Consider the following 16,865-nt stretch of genomic DNA (forward strand, 5'->3'; position numbering starts at 1 on the left):
CAAGGGGCCCACCCCCTTTGCCGGCACTTGCCCCCTTCTTCCACCACCCGTGACCGACCGAAAGGCTCCAAGGCTCCCATGACCCGTTTCGCCGTCTGGGCCCCCGACGCGTCCGGCGTCGACCTGGTCACCGCCACAGCCCGCCGCGCGCTCCGCTCCGGTGACGGCCCCGGCTGGTGGCTCGCCGACGTACCGGCTCTCGCCCACGGCGACGACTACTGGTACGCGGTGGACGGCGGCCCCCCGCGCCCCGACCCCCGCTCCGCGTGGCAGCCGGACGGCCCGGACGGCCCCTCCCGCGTCTACGACCACACCCGCTTCGCCTGGACCGACCAGGCCTGGCACGGCCGTTCACTCCCGGGCGGCGTCGTCTACGAACTGCACATCGGCACCTTCACCGACGCCGGCACCTTCGACGCCGCCATCGGGCGCCTCGACCACCTGGCCGCCCTCGGCGTCACGCACGTCGAACTGCTCCCCGTCGCCGCGTTCCCCGGCACGCACGGATGGGGCTACGACGGTGTCTGCCTGTGGGCCGCGCACGAACCGTACGGCGGCCCCGACGGCCTGAAGCGCTTCGTGGACGCTTGCCACGCCCGCGACTTGGCCGTCGTCCTCGACGTCGTGCACAACCACCTGGGGCCGTCCGGCAACTATCTCCCCACCTACGGCCCGTACTTCACCGACCGCTACCACACCCCGTGGGGCAGCGCGGTCAACCTCGACGGCCCGGGTTCGGACGAGGTCCGCACCTACCTGCGCGAGAGCGCCCTCGCGTGGCTGCGCGACTTCCACATCGACGGCCTGCGCCTGGACGCCGTCCACGAACTCGAGGACCGCCGGGCGATCACCTTCCTCGAGGAACTGTCCGACGCCGTCGACCGTCTCGGCACCGCGCTCAACAAACCCCTCTTCCTGATCGCCGAGTCGGACCTCAACGACCCGCGCACCGTCACCCCGCGCGAAAACGGCGGCATCGGCCTGCACGCCCAGTGGAGCGACGACTTCCACCACGCCCTGCACGCGCTCCTGACCGGTGAACGCCAGGGCTACTACGCCGACTTCGGCTCCATGGCCACCCTCGCCAAGACCCTCACCCGGGTCTGGCAGCACGACGGCGGCTGGTCCTCCTTCCGCGGCCGGCACCACGGCCGCCCGGTCGACCCGTCCCGCATGCCCGCGCACCGCTTCCTCGGCTATGCGCAGGACCACGACCAGATCGGCAACCGCGCCCTGGGCGACCGCCTCTCCGCGCTGCTGCCCCCGGGCCTCCTGGCCGCCACCGCGGCGCTGGTACTGACGTCCCCCTTCACGCCCATGCTGTTCATGGGCGAGGAATGGGGCGCCTCCACCCCGTGGCAGTACTTCACCGACCACACCGACCCGGCCCTCGCCGAGGCCGTACGCCGAGGCCGCCGCGCAGAGTTCGCCGCGCACGGCTGGGACGCAGCCCAGGTGCCCGACCCGCAATCCGCCGACACCGTCCGCGCCTCACGCCTCGACTGGTCCGAGCCCCTCCGCGCCCCGCACAGCGCCCTCCTGGCTTGGCACCGCGACCTGATCGCCCTCCGCCGCACCCACCCGGAACTCTCCGACCCCCACCTGCCGGACGTCCACGTCACCTACGACGAGCCCGCAGGCTGGCTGATGCTCCACCGCGGCCCCTTCCGCACCGCCGTGAACCTCGCCGAGGAACCGGCCACCCTCCCGATGGGCACCGGCAGCGCAGAGGTCGTCGCCGCCTGGGACCAAGCCGAAATCACCCAAGGCCTGGCCGGCACCACCCTCCAACTGGCCCCCCGTTCAGCCGCAGTGGTCCGCCTGGCGGACTGACGCCGGCTGCTCAGCCGTAACGCCAGAAGTCTTCCTCTTTGATCGTGCTTATCGATCCCGGCGGCCATTCGTCGGCTATGTACTCCCGGCCGACCGTGCCCGAGAAGAGCGCGGCGACCCAATCGGTATAGGGCATCCGGTACTCGAACCAGTCCGGGCAACGGCTGTCCACCCCCACGAACCAGTCGCCGAAATCCGCACCGCCGTTGAACAGGTAGACGATGTCCCCATTGGAGGTGGATGCCACCGGAATCAGCTCCCCCTCCCCGAGACCCACCGGGTACGGAATCTCGTCGACGGGCACCTGGCGGGCGAAGTCGATCCACTCGCGTATGAACTCCCCGAGCTCCAGCTTCGGGGACACCGGGTGATGTACGTAGAGCATGTCGCCGATGTGCCCCGGCCCGTACGCCTCGGTGAACGCGACAAAATCCGGCGGAAGCGAAACGTCGAATTCCCGGCGCAACTCGTCCCAAGCCCCTCGCGGAGCGGCATAGGGAGCCGGCCCGATGATTCTCTCCAGTGCATCCATATCCATGCGGTCAGCCCATCCGTTCGCAAAGCCAGCGGCCCGGCGCGCCCTCGGCCGCGTTTCGCCGTTCCCCCGCCACCCCCGTCCGTTCCGCCCCACGCGAGAAGCCCGTAGCCGTCGGCGAGCGGTCCGTGGAGGACCTCTTCCGTCTCGTACGGGTCCTCGATCATCTCGGTCAGCCAACTCGCGAAGACGGCTTGCTCCTGTGCAAGGCCATGGACGCGCGGATCGGCCGATACAGGTGGTACGAGGTGCACGTAGTCCCCGACCGTCAGGCAGGGGAACGCAGCGCTGATCGCCTTGTAGTCGTCGGGGAGCCGGACCCCGAGCCCCCGCTCGACACCCACCCAGTCGAACTCCCGTACCGGGGCTACCGGGGGCAACCCGAGAATGCCGCTCAGTTCGGCAACGGTGTCGGACATACGGGTCACCTCGCCGGCGTGAAGGTCAGCGGCCCGTCGCTCCGGTCGATCGACACGTACTCACTCCCGAAAGCAACTTGTGCTATCTGTGGCCGGCCAGTCGGGTCGGAAGCAGGTCACCCTGCTCCTGTCCAGGAAGAACGCGCTGAGGAAGTCCTCGAATCCCCCGGGGAACTCCGTCCACTGGTCTCCCTTGTGCTCCGAGACCACGACGTGCCACGTATCCGGGCCGTGCGGATTCGTCACCCAGTGGCAATAGTCGCCGTCAATCGTCACGCCCCATCGGAGAATCCCGCCTGGCTGTGGGAAGGCAGCGTAAGGGGGCGGCTCGTACTCTCCGAACTCCGCCTCTTCGTGGAGGAACTCGATCCAGGCGCGATTGCTCTCGTCCTCGACGACGATGTCCATTCCCTGGCGCCGTCCGTGGGGGTGGAGTACCCGGATGAACCCGCCGACCACCAGTCCGCGGTAGCGGGACACCACCTGCTTGTAGTCCTCCGGCAGGGCGGTCCCCAAGGACGCTTCGACCTGCGCCCAGTCGGTGGGGGCGGGCTCTCGAACGGGGAGGTCGAGAACTTCCCACAGCCTCGGCTTCACTTCTCCATCCTTCGCGCAGGTCGTGGCCGGTCGGCACAGTCGTGATGAGAGTTGTACCGGACCCGTCCGACCGTCGTCGGGACACATTGTCGTACGGCGGGCCGACACGAACCCCAGAGGGGCGGCCCGGCAGGAGGTGCCGAGTCCGCCCCCCACCCCGCTCAGACCAACAGGCTGTTGAGGAATCCGTTGGAGAAGACCTTGTGGGGGTCGTACTGGTTCAGCTGCGACACCGCGCTGTCCCAGTTGTTCCCCGCCGGGAGGCCGGTGCGGTACTCGTTCGGGACGGTGGTGGACAGCATCGTCGGGTCGGCCCACGCGGCCGTGCCGCTGTAGCCCCAGCCCTTGGACCACTCGGGGCGGACCTGCGCGTACGTGCCGGCGAAGTTGGCGAAGATCCATTGCTCGGTCTCGCGGAAGAACTGCTGGCTGTACGGCGTCCCGGGGACCGTCAGGATGTCCAGCCAGACCGCGACGTCCCACTCCGGGTGGTCGGCGCGGTTGCGGATCGCCGACAGGGTCGGGTGCACCGCGCCCGCGAACTGCGCGTCGGCGGGGTTGTCGAGGCCGGTGACGCGGATCTCCAGGGGTCCGTTCATCGGGTAGCGGCCCTGGGAGGCGTACGCGTCCAGGGCGTTCTTGTAGTACGTGTAGAACTGGTTGACGACCTGCTGGATGTTGGCGCGCTTGGTGAGGATCGCGTACCCGTTGGCGGTCACCCGCAGCGTGGTGGGACGCACGTACAGCATGAGGTTCTTGGACCAGCCCCAGATGTCCCACGTGCCGGTCGTGATGAGGCCCGAACCCACCACGCCCATCTGGGTGTTGCAGAAGGTCGGGGTCAGTCCGGCGGCGCCTGCGGTGATCTGGCCGAGCAGGTCCGCGGCGTCCTCGGACAGGAAGTCGGAGAACGGGTAGTTGTACGGCCCGTTGACGGTCTTCGCGAACCAGGGCTTGGACGGCGACACCGACCACACCTTGAGCCACGGCACCAGGGTGAACGGGAACCAGATCGCCTCGACCCGGCCGGTGGTGTTGACGAAGTTCGCGAACGCGTTGCTCCCCGCGGTGGCCGGCGGTGCGAACATCTCGTCGACGTTGATGTTGAACCAACTCTGGCAGCGCAGCCGCTTGTTGGCGCCGACCCGCAGCGTCACCTCGGTGACGAAGGAGCGGCCGAGGTTGACCAGCAGCGGGGCGATCGCCAGGTCGTTGCGTGCGAAGGTGCGCAGCTTGTACTGGCTGGTGCCCGGGTCCCAGACCACCGCGGTCAGCGAGATGACGAGGTTGCTGATCGAGCCCCAGGTGTGGCCCGGGGTCAGGGTCTCGCCGGTCTTCGGGACGCCCGTGCCGTGCCCGTCGATGGCCAGCACACCACCGAGGCTCAGGTCGCCGGGCGCGGGGGTCGCGGTCACGCCGTAGCCGGAGTTCTCCAGCGCGGTGAGCAGCGCGAGCATGGAGATGCCGGTCTGCGCGGTGACGCTGGCCGGCGAACCGGCGTTGACGGTGACCGCGGTCAGGTGCTGCGTGGTGTCCACGAGCAGGACGTTGGTCGGCGTGCCGGGCTGGATCATGAGCGGCGACCAGTTGTGGCTGTAGCCCTTGGCGCGCAGCTTCCAGCCTTGCGCCTTGGCCCAGTTGGCGAGCGCGACCACGTCGGCGGGCGTGGCGGGGGCACACGTCCACACGTCGTCGACGCGGATCTCGCCGGACCAGTTGCGGTACGCCTGGAGGTACGCGGACAGACCGGGCGGCAGGCCGGGCGGGGGCGGAACGGCCGCGTCGGCGCTGTCCACGGTGAACGCGGGGGTCCACTGGAGTGCGGTCAGGGCGGCGGCCCCGGCCAGGCCGCCGAGGACCGCACGGCGGCCCGGGTCTTCGGTGCTTGTGCTCTGCTCGGTCGTGCCGATCTCGTCGGACATGGTGTTCCTTCCCAGGCATGCAAACGGAAGTGCAAGATCGAGTTCCGTTTGGACGGCAGGACGGACCGCCCCGCGGCGCAAGGGCGGGAGGTGCGGAACAGATGTGCGCGAAGAGCTGCGCCCGGCGATGCGGGGCGCCTGCGGGACAAGTGCAGAACGAGTGCAGAACGAGTGCGGTGCAGGTGCGGTGTTCGGAGCCGTACAAGGATCAAGAAACCGCTGATGGCACGTGTCGCACGGTGCAGAGGGGCATGGCGTTCCCGCGAATATCGGGATGCGCCCGCTCCGGACCGCCAGGGTGGATCCGGCCCCCGGTCATGTCAACGGGGCCGCCTCACCAAATCTGGTGACACGTGTCGAAATTGAGTCGAATATTGGAACAGGTTCTCGCCCTGCGAAGTCGTCGGCCGATGACCGTGCGGCGTTGCCGGCGGGCCGCCGGACCCGGACGCGGAAACCGCCGTCGCCACGGGTGGGCGACGGCGGTTTCCGTGCAGTACGACGGGCCGATCAGGTGTCCAGGAGGCGCTTGCGTTCGGCTGCGACGTCGAAGTGGCCCTGGGGGTAGTGCGGGTCGAGCTCTTCGAGGTGTTCGAGGAGGAGGCGGCTGATGGCCCAGTTGCGGTACCACTTGCGGTCGGCGGGGACGACGTACCAGGGGGCGGTGTCGGTGCTGCACTTTTGGAGGGCGGCTTCGTAGGCCTCCTGGTACGCGGGCCAGACGGCGCGTTCGTCGATGTCGCCGGGGTTGAACTTCCAGTGCTTGTCCGGGTTGTCTAGGCGCTCCAGCAGGCGGGCGCGCTGCTCGTCGAAGGAGATGTGCAGGAACACCTTGATGACGGTGACCTCGTCGTCGTGCAGGCCCTGTTCGAAGTTGTTGATGGCTCCGTAGCGGCGCGACCAGACGTTGCGGGCGACCAGCTCGCGGACGCGCACGATGAGGACGTCCTCGTAGTGCGAGCGGTCGAAGATGCCGATCATGCCGGGCGCCGGGACCTGCTGCCGGACGCGCCACAGGAAGGGATGCGAAAGCTCTTCCTTGGTGGGCGACTTGAAGGCGTGGATGTGGCAGCCGGACGGGTTGAACTGCCCGATCACGTGCTTGACCACACCGCCCTTTCCGGACGTGTCCATGCCCTGCAGGACGAGCAGGACGCGCTTGCGCGAACCGCCGGCCATGGCCTGGGCGTAGAGCTTCTCCTGGAGTTCGGCCAGGCGCGGGGCCATCGCGGCGATGTCGGCGACGGCTTCCTCCTTGCCGCCGGGGGCGTGCGGCGTGGCGCGGGTATCGGCCCTCGCCAGGTCGACCGCGCCGCCGTGCAGGCGCAGGACTTCGCGTACAGAGGGGACGTGGGCGGGCGCGGGCGGGACGGTGCCGCGGACCACGCGGAGGAGCGGCGAGGCGGGCTTGGGGGACGATTCCTTGCCGTGCGCCTTGCCGTGTGCCTTGCCATGCGCCTTTCCGTGCGCCTTTCCGTGCGCCTTTCCGGCCGACTCGCCCTGCGACTTGCCGGCGGGCTTGCCGTGCTTCGCGGACTTGGCGGCGGACTTGGTGGTTGACCTGGACTTGGCGGACTTGTCCATGTCGGCGTGCTTCTTGTGCTTGCCGGGCTTCTTGGGGTTGCCGGGGCCGGCGTCCGGGACCGCGTGCAGGCGCTGCCCGCCGCCGGATCCCCCGAGCTCGTCCTTCGCCGCCTTGTCCGCCTTCTTGGCCACGCGTCAGCCCTCCACCGGGTCCGTCGGATCGCGATCGTGCCCACGATCCTCCCCGAGCGGCGGCCGTCGCGCAGGTCGGCGGCGCCGAAGGGGTGGCGCAGGTTCCGCGGCCGCGGACCCATCGATCGGCTTTGCCGGGGCAGCGGTTCGGAGAGGGGCTGCGGACAGGATGGTGGGACGAGGATGGCGAGAGGGACCGAGACCGCCGGCACCCGCGGGCATCGCACCGGGCACGGGCCGGATGCCCGCCGATGCGGGCCCGCCCGTGCGCCGGTGATCCTCACCGCCGCCGGTGCCGCGGTGGTCGTACTGCTCACCGTGCTGGTCGAGACGGCGTGGGGGCCGCTGGAACGCCTCGATGCGGCCGTCGCGGAGGACTGCCGGCACTGGGTCGCGGCCGACCCGGCGCGCGAGCGCACGCTGCTGATCCTGAGCGACTGGGTGTGGGATCCGTTCGCGTTCCGCGGTGTCGTCCTCGCGGTCTGCGTGTGGCTGTGGTGGCGGCGCGGCGGCCGCAGCCGGCTGCCGCAGGTGCTGTGGGCCGCGGTCGCGCTGCTGGTCGCGGTCGGGCTGAGCGGGTCGGCCAAAGTGGTGTTCGACCGGCCGCGCCCGGAGGGGATGGCGGTGACCGCGCCGGGCGGTTCGTTCCCGTCCGGGCATGTGCTGACCGCGACCGCCGCCGTGGGCGTGCTCGTGGTGCTCCTGCGGCCGCACCTGTCCGCCCGGGGCCGCCCCTGGCTCTATGCAGGGGCGGCCGTGTCCGCGATCGGGGTGGGCGCCACGCGCGTGCTGCTCGGCGCGCACTTCCTCTCGGACGTCGTCGCCGGGTGGATCCTGGGCGGGGTGGTCCTGGCCGTGACGCTTGCCGTGTTCCGGTGGCGGGGCGCCGACCCTGCGGAGCCGTACGACTAGCGGGGTGCCGGCACCCGCTCGGCGCCGTCCCGGGCCATCGCGACCAGGCGCGATATGGCCCGCAGGTACTTCTTCTTGTAGCCGCCCTGCAGCATCTCCTCGGTGAAGAGCTCGTCGAACGGCACGCCCGAGGCGACGATCGGGATCTCCCGGTCGTACATGCGGTCCGCCAGGACCACCAGGCGCAGCGCGGTCGACTGGTCGTGGACCGGGACGACGCCGCGCCAGAACACCGCGTGCACGCCTTCGAGCAGCGCGCCGTAGCGGCTGGGGTGCACGCTCGCCAGGTGGGCGAGGAGGTCCGGGAAGTCGTCCAGGGCACCGCCGGTGACGCCGGGGGCGTGGGCGGTCTTGGTGACCACGTCGTCGTCGGCCGCCGGCGCCGGGGCCTCGGGGAGGCCGCGGTGGCGGTAGTCGTCGCCGTCGATGCGCAGCGACTGGAAATGCGCGGACAGGCCCTGGATCTCGCGCATGAAGTCGACCGCGGCGAAGCGGCCCTCGCCGAGCTTGTCGGGCAGCGTGTTGGAGGTGGCGGCGAGCTTGACGCCCGCGTCGACCAGCTTGCCGAGCAGCGTGGAGACGAGGACGGTGTCGCCCGGGTCGTCGAGTTCGAATTCGTCGATGCACAGCAGCCGGTGCCCGGACAGCGCCTGGACGGTCTGCTGGAAGCCGAGCGCGCCGACCAGGTTGGTCAGCTCCACGAACGTGCACAGCGACTTCGGCCCGGGCACCGCGTGCCACAGCGAGGCCAGCAGGTGGGTCTTGCCGACGCCGTAGCCGCCGTCGAGGTAGATGCCGCTGTACGCGGGTGCCGCGGCCTTGTCCCGGCCGAACCAGCGGCGCTTGCCCTTGCCCGCGCTGCCGTCCGCGGCGTTGAGCGAGGCCGCGAACTCCTCCAGGCGCTGGACCGCGGCGGCCTGGCTGGGCTGCGTCGGGTCCGGTATGTACGTGGCGAAGCGGACCCCGTCGAAGCGGGGCGGCGGGACCATTTCGGCCACCATGCGGTCGGCGGGGACCACCGGGTGGCGCGAGGCGAGGGAGACCGGCTCGGAGTCCGGACTCGCCGGGGACACGTTGGGCACGATCATCAAGCGTACGGTGCGTGCCAGACTCGGCCGCATGCGACGTCTGTTTCCCGCCGACCCCGCGCCCGTCGCGGAGAGTCCGGCCGAGATCGATCTGGACATCCTGTACGCGTACCCGGCGGAGGTCATCGAGGCCGGCCGGCCCTGGCTGCGGGCCAACATGGTCGCCAGCCTCGACGGTGCCGCGCAGGCCGGCGACGGCCTGTCCGCGGGCCTTTCCTCCCCTGCCGACAAGCGCATCTTCGGGGTGCTGCGGGCACTCGCCGACGTGGTGCTGGTCGGGGCGTCGACGGTCCGCAAGGAGGGGTACCGGCCGGCCAAGGTGCGTCCCGCGTACGCGCCGGCCCGGATCGCCGCGGGGCGGCCCCCGGCACCGGTGATCGCCATCGTCACCCGCAGCCTGGACCTGGACTTCTCGGCGCCGCTGTTCACCGACGCGGCCGTGCCCACGATCGTCCTGACCGGCCCCGACTGCGACCCGGACCGGCTGGCCGCGGCCCGCAAGGCGGCCGAGGTGATCGTGGCCGGCCCGCCCGGATCCACCGGCGTCGACCCGGGCGCCGCGGTGGACGCGCTGGTCGAGCGCGGCTGGACGCGCATCCTCACCGAGGGCGGCCCCAACCTGCTCGGCCAGCTCCTGGCCGCGGGCCGGCTGGACGAACTGTGCCTGGCGCTCGGGCCGCTGATGGCCGGCGGTCCCGCCACCCGCATCACCGACGCGCCCGCCCCCGCGGTGCCGCAGCGCATGGAGTTGCACACGCTTCTGGAAGACGACGGATTCCTGTTCGCCCGATACGTCCGCAACATCGACAGTTAGGCCGTGTCTGACGGATCTTGGTGCCCCTCGCGTGTTCTGGTGCCGTGCATCGCAAGGCGCAGGGCCGACGCTCGTACTCGGTCGTACTCGCGAGGCCCTGCAACGCAGCGAGGTGCGGTGCCAGGGCGCGCGAGGGGCACCAAGAGCCGGCAGACACGGCCTGGCGGCAATCAGCACCAACCAGGGGTCCGGGTGGCATCGTGGGTGCGGTACGGCACCGCGCACCCGAGGGAGACATCGCGTGTACACGATCGTCCTGCTCATCGAGAAGGTCATGGACGAGGCGGACGTACGCCTGGTCACGACGCTGCACGAGGACGTCGAGACCTCGTTCGTCGTGGTCCTGCCCGGCAAGGCCGACCACCACCGCCTGGTCCGGGCCCTCGACGACGTGGCGCTGGGCCATCTGGAGGAGGCCGCGGACGACGTCGAGCGCGACCCGGACACCGAGGGCGACGACGTCACCCGCCGCACCCTGGACGCCAGCGTCGCGGCGCTGAAGGCGGGGGGCGTCGAGGCGGTCGGCGAGACGGCGCCGGGCGAGGACCCGCTGGAGATCCTCAAGGACGTGGTCGAGCGGCACTCCGCCGACGAGGTGATCGTGCTCACCGACCCGCACTTCATCGAGGAGTTCTTCCACCGCGACTGGGCCTCGCGGGCCCGGCACAAGGTGGGCGTCCCGGTCCTCAAGCTGTTCGCGCACAACACGCAGTGACCGCGCGCCACCGGCGGGGGCGCCGCCGGTGGTGCAGAATCGTCCGGGGCGGTCGTGGCTCTGCGTGACCCGGCCGGTCGTCCCGTTTCACCGCACACCCTTTCGAAGGAGCCTGCATGGCATCCCCCGCCTCGCCCGCGGACCAGCCCGTGATCGCCCCCGAGGCCGACCTGGGCAGCCCGCACTTCATCGGCATCGGCGGGGCCGGCATGTCGGGGCTCGCGAAGATCCTCGCGATCCGCGGCGCCAAGGTGGCCGGCAGCGACGCCAAGGACTCCACCGCACTGCTCGCACTGCGCGCCCTGGGCTGCCAGGTGCACGTCGGGCACGCCGCGGAGAACCTGGCCGCGGACGCGACGTGTGTGGTGGTCTCCAGCGCGATCCGGGCGGACAACCCCGAGCTGGTCGCGGCGCAGGAGCGCGGCATCCCGGTGGTGCACCGCGCCGACGCGCTGGCCCGGCTCATGGACGGCCGCCGCGCGGTCGCGGTGGCCGGCACGCACGGCAAGACCACCACCACGAGCATGCTCGCGGTGAGCCTGACCTCGCTGGGCCTGGACCCGTCCTTCGCGATCGGCGCCGACCTCAACGAGGCGGGCAGCAACGCGCACCACGGCGACGGCGACATCTTCGTGGCCGAGGCCGACGAGAGCGACCGCAGCTTCCACAAGTACGCCCCCGAGGTCGCGGTCGTCCTCAACGTGGAGCTGGACCACCACGCCAACTACGCCTCGCTGGACGAGGTGCTCGACTCGTTCGAGATCTTCGCGCACCGCATCGTGCCGGGCGGCACGCTGGTGGTCTCCGCGGACGACTCCGGTGCGGGCACGCTGCGCACCCGGCTGGCGAAGTCGGCGCCCGAGCTGAACGTGGTCACGGTCGGCGAGAGCGCCGACGCCGATCTGCAGATCGTCAAGGTCGAGCCGCAGGGCCTGTCCGCCAAGGTGACGGTGCGCGGCAAGGCCGGCGCCGAGCACGTCTTCACCGTCGCGGTGCCCGGCCGCGTCAACGCCTCGAACGCGGTCATGGCCCTCGCGGTCGGCCTCGCGCTCGGCATCGACCCGGCCGAGATGGGCGGCGCGCTGGGCAAGTACCAGGGCGTGCGGCGGCGCTTCCAGCTCAAGGGCGAGGCGGACGGGGTCCGGGTCGTCGACTCGTACGCGCACCACCCCACCGAGATCGCCGCGGACCTGGAGACGGCGCGCGGCGCGGTCGGCACCGGGCGCGTGATCGCGGTGTTCCAGCCGCACCTGTTCAGCCGTACGCAGCAGCTGGGCACCGAGATGGGCCGCGCGCTCGCGGCCGCCGACATCGCGGTGGTCATGGACATCTACGCGGCCCGCGAAGACCCGCAGCCGGGCATCACCAGCCACATCGTGGCGCACAGCGCGCTGGACAACGGCGGCCTGGTGCGGATGGAGCACAGCTGGTCCGAGGTGCCTGCGGCGGTCGCCAAGCTGGTCCGGCCGCAGGACCTCGTACTGACCATGGGCGCGGGCGACGTGACGCTGCTCGGCCCGGAGATCCTCGAGGCGATCAACCGGCGCTGAGCCCGGTCCCGCCCTCGCTGTCGGTGCCGCGTCCGGTTTCGAGTCCGGACGCGGTCCGCCAGATCGCCCGCGAGGCCCGCAGCGGGTCGCTCTCGATCCGCAGCGGCAGGTCCCACATGCGCGTCTTCGCGCCGGCCGGGGTGAACGCCGGCCAGCCCGGGTCGCCGGTGTGCGCGAAGGCCGTCCAGGCCTCGCGGACCAGCCGGGACAGCTCGCCGAACGCGGGCGGCGGCGGGGTACCCAGCAGCATCGCGCCGAACGCCCCGTCGGCGTTGCCGAAGACGAACGGCACGTCGATCGCGTGGCAGGCGCCGAGCACGCCGTCCATGACCGGGCTCGGCCAGGCGAACTCGTACAGGTACGCGCGCCCGCCCGCCGACGCGTGCGCCTCGGCGAGCCACGTCGACGGCATGCGGAACACCGCGTCGGAGCGCAGCACCACGGCCAGGGCGCGGTCGTCGAGCCCCGGGTACGCCTGCCGGTAGGCGCCGGCGGCCGCATCGTCCAGTGCGGCCGCGGCCACCGCTGCGGACAGGCTGCCCAGCGACTCCAGCTGGTCGGCGAAGAGCCGGTATTCGTCGGTGGTGTAGCCGACCACGAGGTCGACGTCGCGGCGCACCCCGCGGGCCAGCACCGACCACGGCGTACCGGTCACGACATCGCCGTCCAGCACCGGGGCGTAGCAGGTGACCGTGTCGCCGAACGCCCAGTCCTCCGGGTGCGCGGCGATCGCGGCGAGCGGCGCGTCCTGGACGGCCAGCAGCCGCTCCGGGCTCAGCGAGCGCAGCCCGTCGGCGGTGGCCGGCACTCCGGCGGCCTCGGCGACCAGGCGCATGGCCCGCTCCGCGTCGGCGACGGGCAGCGGCTGCCCGGCCACGCTCTGCGCGATCGCGCGGTGGAACAGCCCGCGGGTCTGCTTGGCCGCGGCCATGAGCAGCGCGACCGAGGAACCGCCCGCCGACTCGCCGAAGATCGTGACCCGGTCCGGGTCCCCGCCGAACGCCGCGATGTTCGCCCGCACCCAGCGCAGCGCGGCGATCTGGTCGAGCAGCGCCCGGTTCTCCGGCATGCCGGGCACGTGCCCGAGCCCCTCGAAGCCCACCCGGTAGTTGAACGAGACGACCACCACGCCCGCGCGGGCCAGGTTGCTGCCGTCGTACATCGGCTCGCCGGCGCGGCCGAAGCGCCACGCGCCGCCGTAGATCCACACCATGACCGGCAGGCCCGCCGCGCCCGGGTCCGGGGTCCAGACGTTCACCGACAGGCAGTCGAGGCCGTCCGCGGCCTGCCAAGGCGGCGGCGTGCCGGGGACCATGCCGGCCTGCGGCGGGACCGGCCCGAACCGGTCCGCGGGCCGGACGCCCTGCCAGGGCACGGGCGGCTCCGGGGCGGCGAAGCGCCGGGCGCCTTCCGGGGGTGCCGCGTACGGGATGCCGCGGAACACCGACACCGCGCCGTTCGCCGTCCCCTCGACCTGCCCCGCCCCGGTCCGCACGATCTGGCCCACGCGCCGCTCCCCTCGAAAGCCCACTGCACCGGCGTCCCCAGCATCGGGAGGCCTGGCAGGGAAGGCAACGGACGCCGCGACGTTGACGGATCTCGCCAGAAAAACGCCGGGCCCCGGGCGCTGCGGACGGGTGCGGAACGTACGCACGGGTCTGCGTGTTGGATAGGGGTATGGCAGACACCCCGAAGTACAACGTGGTCAAGACGGTCGACGAGTGGCTGACCGTGCTGTCCCCGGAGGAGTACCACGTCCTGCGCGAGGCGGGCACCGAGCGCGCCTTCACCGGCGAGTACACCGACACCAAGACGGTCGGCGTGTACCGCTGCCGGGCGTGCGATGCGGAGCTGTTCCGGTCCGCGGACAAGTTCGACTCGCACTGCGGCTGGCCGTCGTTCGACCACGCCGACCCGGAGCGCGTGGAACTGCGCGAGGACCGCTCGTACGGCATGGTCCGCACCGAGGTGCGGTGCCGCAACTGCGGCTCCCACCTGGGCCATGTGTTCGAAGGCGAGGGCTACACGCCGCGCAACCAGCGCTACTGCATCAACTCCATCAGCCTGACTCTCGAACCGGCCGAGGACGCCTGACCGCACGCCGCGGCGCACCGGGACGCGGACGGGGTGAACGTCCCGGTGCGAGGGAAACCCATCGATTTGCACCCCGGCGTGTCCGAAGCGGGTCCGGGTCAGGTACATACGGGTTATGAACCCGATCGCCGCACTCGTCGCGTACCTCCTGTGGATGGTGTCCGCCGCGGTCGTCGCCGTCGTGCTGACGCGCCGCGGCAGGGTGACGCGTCCGGGCCCGACCCCGCCGGTCGAGCGCCTGGACCTGTATCTCGCGGCGTTCCTGGCCGGCGGGCCGGCCCGCGCCGCGGACGTCGCGATCCTGGCCATGCGGGCCACCGGCACGCTGCACATCGGCCGGGACGGCACGGTCACCGCGACCGGCCGCGGCCCGGCCGACCCGGTGGCGGCGGGCGTCCTCGAACCGGTCACCCGGGCCGGCGGGTCCGCACCGCTCAACGAGGTGCGGTACCGCGGCGCCCGGTCGGCGCAGGTGCAGGCACTCGGCGACCGGCTCGCCGGATACGGGCTGGTCCGGCCGCCGGGCAGCACGGCCGGGGTCCGGCAGGCCCGGCGCCTGATGGCCGCCACGGCGGTCATCAGCGTGGTGACGCTGTTCGTGCCGGGCACGCTGCCCGAGATCGGCCCGTTCCTGTTCTTCGTGGTCAACGCGCACCTGTGGGGCCTGGTGTTCGCGATCGCCCGGATCGTCGGGCTGTCGATGCGCACCAGGCGGCTCACGCCGCTCGGCGCTGCGTACGTCATGCGGTTCAGCCGCGACCCGCGGCTGCGACTGGCCCTGGGCGGCACGGCCGCGGGCGGCACCGGGCTGGGTGAGGTCGCGGTGTTCGGCATCAGCAGGCTCACCGACCCCGAACTGCTCGACATTTTCCGCCGCGGACGGCACGCGCCGGCGGACGCCACGGCCGCCGAGTTCGCGGCGGTCGCGTACAGCGGCTCGGACTCCTCAGGCGGTTCGGGCGGCTCCTGCGCCGCGAACCCGTCGTGGTGCGGCTCGGCGTCCTGCGCCGACACCGGGGTCCGGGGCGGCAGTTGCTCGGGGCCGACTTCGTCCTGGAACTGCGCGGGAGCGTCGTCCGGTTCCTCGTGCTCGTCCGGGTCGTCGTGCTCCTCGTCCTCGTGTTCGTCGTCCTCGTCCTCGTGTTCCTCGTCGTCCGGATCGTCCTGCGGGAGCAGCTCGTGACCACCACCCCGAATCCCCCGACCGCGGCCGCCCTGGGCGGAGGCGGGTTCGGCGCGGTCGGCATCGGCTGGCGGCCGGAGATCGACCTGACCGTGGAGCGCCTCGCGGGCGTCGACTTCGTCGAGGTGATCGCCGAGAACGTGTGCGCCGACCACCGCGACCACCTGCCCGAGTCGCTGCGCGTGCTGCGGGCCCGCGGCACGGCCGTCGTCCCGCACGGCGTCTCGCTGGGCATCGGCGGCGCGGAACGCCCGGACCCGGCCCGGCTGGCCCGGCTCGCCACGGTGGCGACTGCACTGGAGGCGCCGCTGGTGAGCGAGCACCTGGCGTTCGTCCGGGCGGGCGGCATGGAGGCCGGGCACCTGCTGCCGATCCCGCGCACCCGGCAGACGCTGCGGGTGGTCGCGGAGAACATCCGGATCGCCCAGGACGCCCTGCCGGTACCGCTCGCGCTGGAGAACCCGGCGACGCTGTTCGCCTGGCCGGACAACGAGCTCACCGAAGGCCAGTTCCTGGCCGAACTCGTCGAGGCGACCGGGGTCTCGCTGCTGATCGACGTCGCCAATCTGCACACCGAGCGCGTCAACCACGGCATCGACGTGGCCGCCGCGCTCGACGCGCTGCCGCTGGAGGCGGTGGCGTACGTGCACGTCGCGGGCGGCATGATGCGCGACGGCGTCTGGCACGACACGCACGCGCACCCGGTGCCGGGCGAAGTCCTCGACATCCTGGGCATGCTGTGCGAGCGCACTTCTCCGCCCGGCGTGCTCCTGGAGCGCGACGCGGCCTTCCCGCCCGCCGACGAGCTGGAAGGCGAACTGGCGGCCATCCGCGGCATCTTGGACCGCGCACTCCAAAGCCGGGCACCCCAGAAGAGCGGAGCCGCCCGATGACCGCTCCCCCGGGCACCACGACCACCGAGGGCACCGAGGACACCGAGAGTTTGGGGAACCCCGAGAGCCCCGAGGGCCCCGAGGGCTCCGAGAGCGCCGCCACGGACGCCGACCGCGACGAACTCGCCCGGCAGCAGACCGCCTTGCTCGCCGCACTGGTGGCCGGCGGCACAGTCCCCGCCGGGTTCGACGCCGAGCGCATCCGCATCCAGACGATTGCCCTGGCCGCCAAGCGCCGCGAGGGCGTCCTGCGCGCCCTCCCCGAACTCGCGGAGGGCCTGGGCGAGCGCTGGCCGGGGGCCTTCATGGACTGGGCCTGCACCCACCCCAAGCCCGCGGAAGGCGGCAGCCGCGCCGACGCTGCAGCGTTCACGGAATACCTGCGAGCCCAGGGAACGCTGCCGCAGTCGGTCGAGGAAGCCCTCACGCCGGCGCCGCAACACCCTTTGCCGCGGCCGGGTTTCATGGCCCGCGTCCGCGCCGCCCTGGGCCGCCGGAGCACGGGCTGGGACGACAGCGACGACACGTACTGACCGCACTGCCGCACCGACGCACCGACGCACCGACGCACGAGCCGATAGCGGAACGAACGGG

General features: G+C 72.0%; 13 protein-coding genes and 1 pseudogene. 8 read left to right on the forward strand and 6 right to left on the reverse strand.

Translation table 11 applies throughout. The annotated features are described in order from the left end of the window. Window positions 1-78: 78 nt before the first annotated feature. Window positions 79-1,833: a malto-oligosyltrehalose trehalohydrolase gene (gene treZ / locus LZ495_RS03255; protein ID WP_235050286.1), complete on the forward strand. Its 1,755-nt coding sequence runs from the start codon at window positions 79-81 to the stop codon at window positions 1,831-1,833. A gap of 10 nt (window positions 1,834-1,843) precedes the next feature. On the opposite strand, the gene LZ495_RS03260 is transcribed toward treZ, so the two are convergent. The 4 genes from LZ495_RS03260 to LZ495_RS03275 all read right to left on the reverse strand — a co-directional run bounded on the left by LZ495_RS03260 (window position 1,844) and on the right by LZ495_RS03275 (window position 6,692). After that, window positions 1,844-2,371, reverse strand: coding sequence for a hypothetical protein (locus tag LZ495_RS03260; RefSeq protein WP_235050287.1), 528 nt, complete (start codon window positions 2,369-2,371; stop codon window positions 1,844-1,846). Window positions 2,372-2,847: 476 nt separating this feature from the next. Next, window positions 2,848-3,384 (reverse strand): SMI1/KNR4 family protein, encoded by a 537-nt coding sequence (locus LZ495_RS03265; RefSeq protein WP_235050288.1) that lies wholly within the window; start codon window positions 3,382-3,384, stop codon window positions 2,848-2,850. A 161-nt stretch (window positions 3,385-3,545) separates the two neighbouring features. Beyond that, window positions 3,546-5,306 carry a cholesterol oxidase substrate-binding domain-containing protein gene (locus tag LZ495_RS03270; RefSeq protein WP_235050289.1) on the reverse strand — a complete coding sequence of 587 codons (1,761 nt, stop codon included), beginning with the start codon at window positions 5,304-5,306 and terminating at the stop codon, window positions 3,546-3,548. 510 nt (window positions 5,307-5,816) lie between these two features. After that, complete coding sequence (locus tag LZ495_RS03275) at window positions 5,817-6,692, reverse strand: PPK2 family polyphosphate kinase (RefSeq protein ID WP_235050482.1); 876 nt, start codon at window positions 6,690-6,692, stop codon at window positions 5,817-5,819. Window positions 6,693-7,295: 603 nt separating this feature from the next. Here LZ495_RS03275 and LZ495_RS03280 point away from each other — a divergent pair. After that, complete coding sequence (locus LZ495_RS03280) at window positions 7,296-7,934, forward strand: phosphatase PAP2 family protein (protein WP_235050290.1); 639 nt, start codon at window positions 7,296-7,298, stop codon at window positions 7,932-7,934. Here LZ495_RS03280 and zapE read toward each other — a convergent pair. Beyond that, window positions 7,931-9,022 carry a cell division protein ZapE gene (zapE, locus tag LZ495_RS03285; protein WP_235050291.1) on the reverse strand — a complete coding sequence of 364 codons (1,092 nt, stop codon included), beginning with the start codon at window positions 9,020-9,022 and terminating at the stop codon, window positions 7,931-7,933. The genes LZ495_RS03280 and zapE overlap by 4 nt on opposite strands. A gap of 31 nt (window positions 9,023-9,053) precedes the next feature. On the opposite strand from zapE, the gene LZ495_RS03290 reads away from it, so the two are divergent. The 3 genes from LZ495_RS03290 to murC all read left to right on the forward strand — a co-directional run bounded on the left by LZ495_RS03290 (window position 9,054) and on the right by murC (window position 12,101). Further along, the gene (locus tag LZ495_RS03290) at window positions 9,054-9,836 is read left to right on the forward strand and encodes a pyrimidine reductase family protein (RefSeq protein ID WP_235050292.1); all 783 of its coding nucleotides are present in this window, start codon (window positions 9,054-9,056) and stop codon (window positions 9,834-9,836) included. A gap of 241 nt (window positions 9,837-10,077) precedes the next feature. Then, a complete protein-coding gene (locus LZ495_RS03295) occupies window positions 10,078-10,551 on the forward strand; it encodes a type 1 periplasmic-binding domain-containing protein (RefSeq protein WP_235050293.1) in 474 nt (157 codons plus the stop codon). A gap of 116 nt (window positions 10,552-10,667) precedes the next feature. After that, window positions 10,668-12,101, forward strand: a complete 1,434-nt coding sequence (murC, locus tag LZ495_RS03300; protein ID WP_268822194.1) for a UDP-N-acetylmuramate--L-alanine ligase — start codon at window positions 10,668-10,670, stop codon at window positions 12,099-12,101. Here the strand turns inward: murC and LZ495_RS03305 are convergent. Continuing rightward, window positions 12,088-13,608 (reverse strand): carboxylesterase/lipase family protein, encoded by a 1,521-nt coding sequence (locus LZ495_RS03305; RefSeq protein ID WP_235050294.1) that lies wholly within the window; start codon window positions 13,606-13,608, stop codon window positions 12,088-12,090. The genes murC and LZ495_RS03305 overlap by 14 nt on opposite strands. Window positions 13,609-13,778: 170 nt before the next feature. Here LZ495_RS03305 and msrB point away from each other — a divergent pair, with 170 nt between their 5' ends. The 3 genes and pseudogenes from msrB to LZ495_RS45420 all read left to right on the forward strand — a co-directional run bounded on the left by msrB (window position 13,779) and on the right by LZ495_RS45420 (window position 16,804). Then, the gene (gene msrB, locus LZ495_RS03310; protein WP_235050295.1) at window positions 13,779-14,195 is read left to right on the forward strand and encodes a peptide-methionine (R)-S-oxide reductase MsrB; all 417 of its coding nucleotides are present in this window, start codon (window positions 13,779-13,781) and stop codon (window positions 14,193-14,195) included. Between the two features lie 115 nt (window positions 14,196-14,310). Next, on the forward strand, window positions 14,311-15,378 hold the full coding sequence (locus tag LZ495_RS03315; protein WP_235050296.1) for a TIGR04222 domain-containing membrane protein: 1,068 nt from the start codon (window positions 14,311-14,313) through the stop codon (window positions 15,376-15,378). Between the two features lie 32 nt (window positions 15,379-15,410). Then, window positions 15,411-16,804: pseudogene (locus tag LZ495_RS45420) on the forward strand (MbnB/TglH/ChrH family RiPP precursor modification enzyme). Window positions 16,805-16,865: the final 61 nt, after the last annotated feature.

Origin of the sequence: Yinghuangia soli (assembly GCF_021502675.1) — a bacterium.
Taxonomy (GTDB): Bacteria; Actinomycetota; Actinomycetes; order Streptomycetales; family Streptomycetaceae; genus Yinghuangia; species Yinghuangia soli.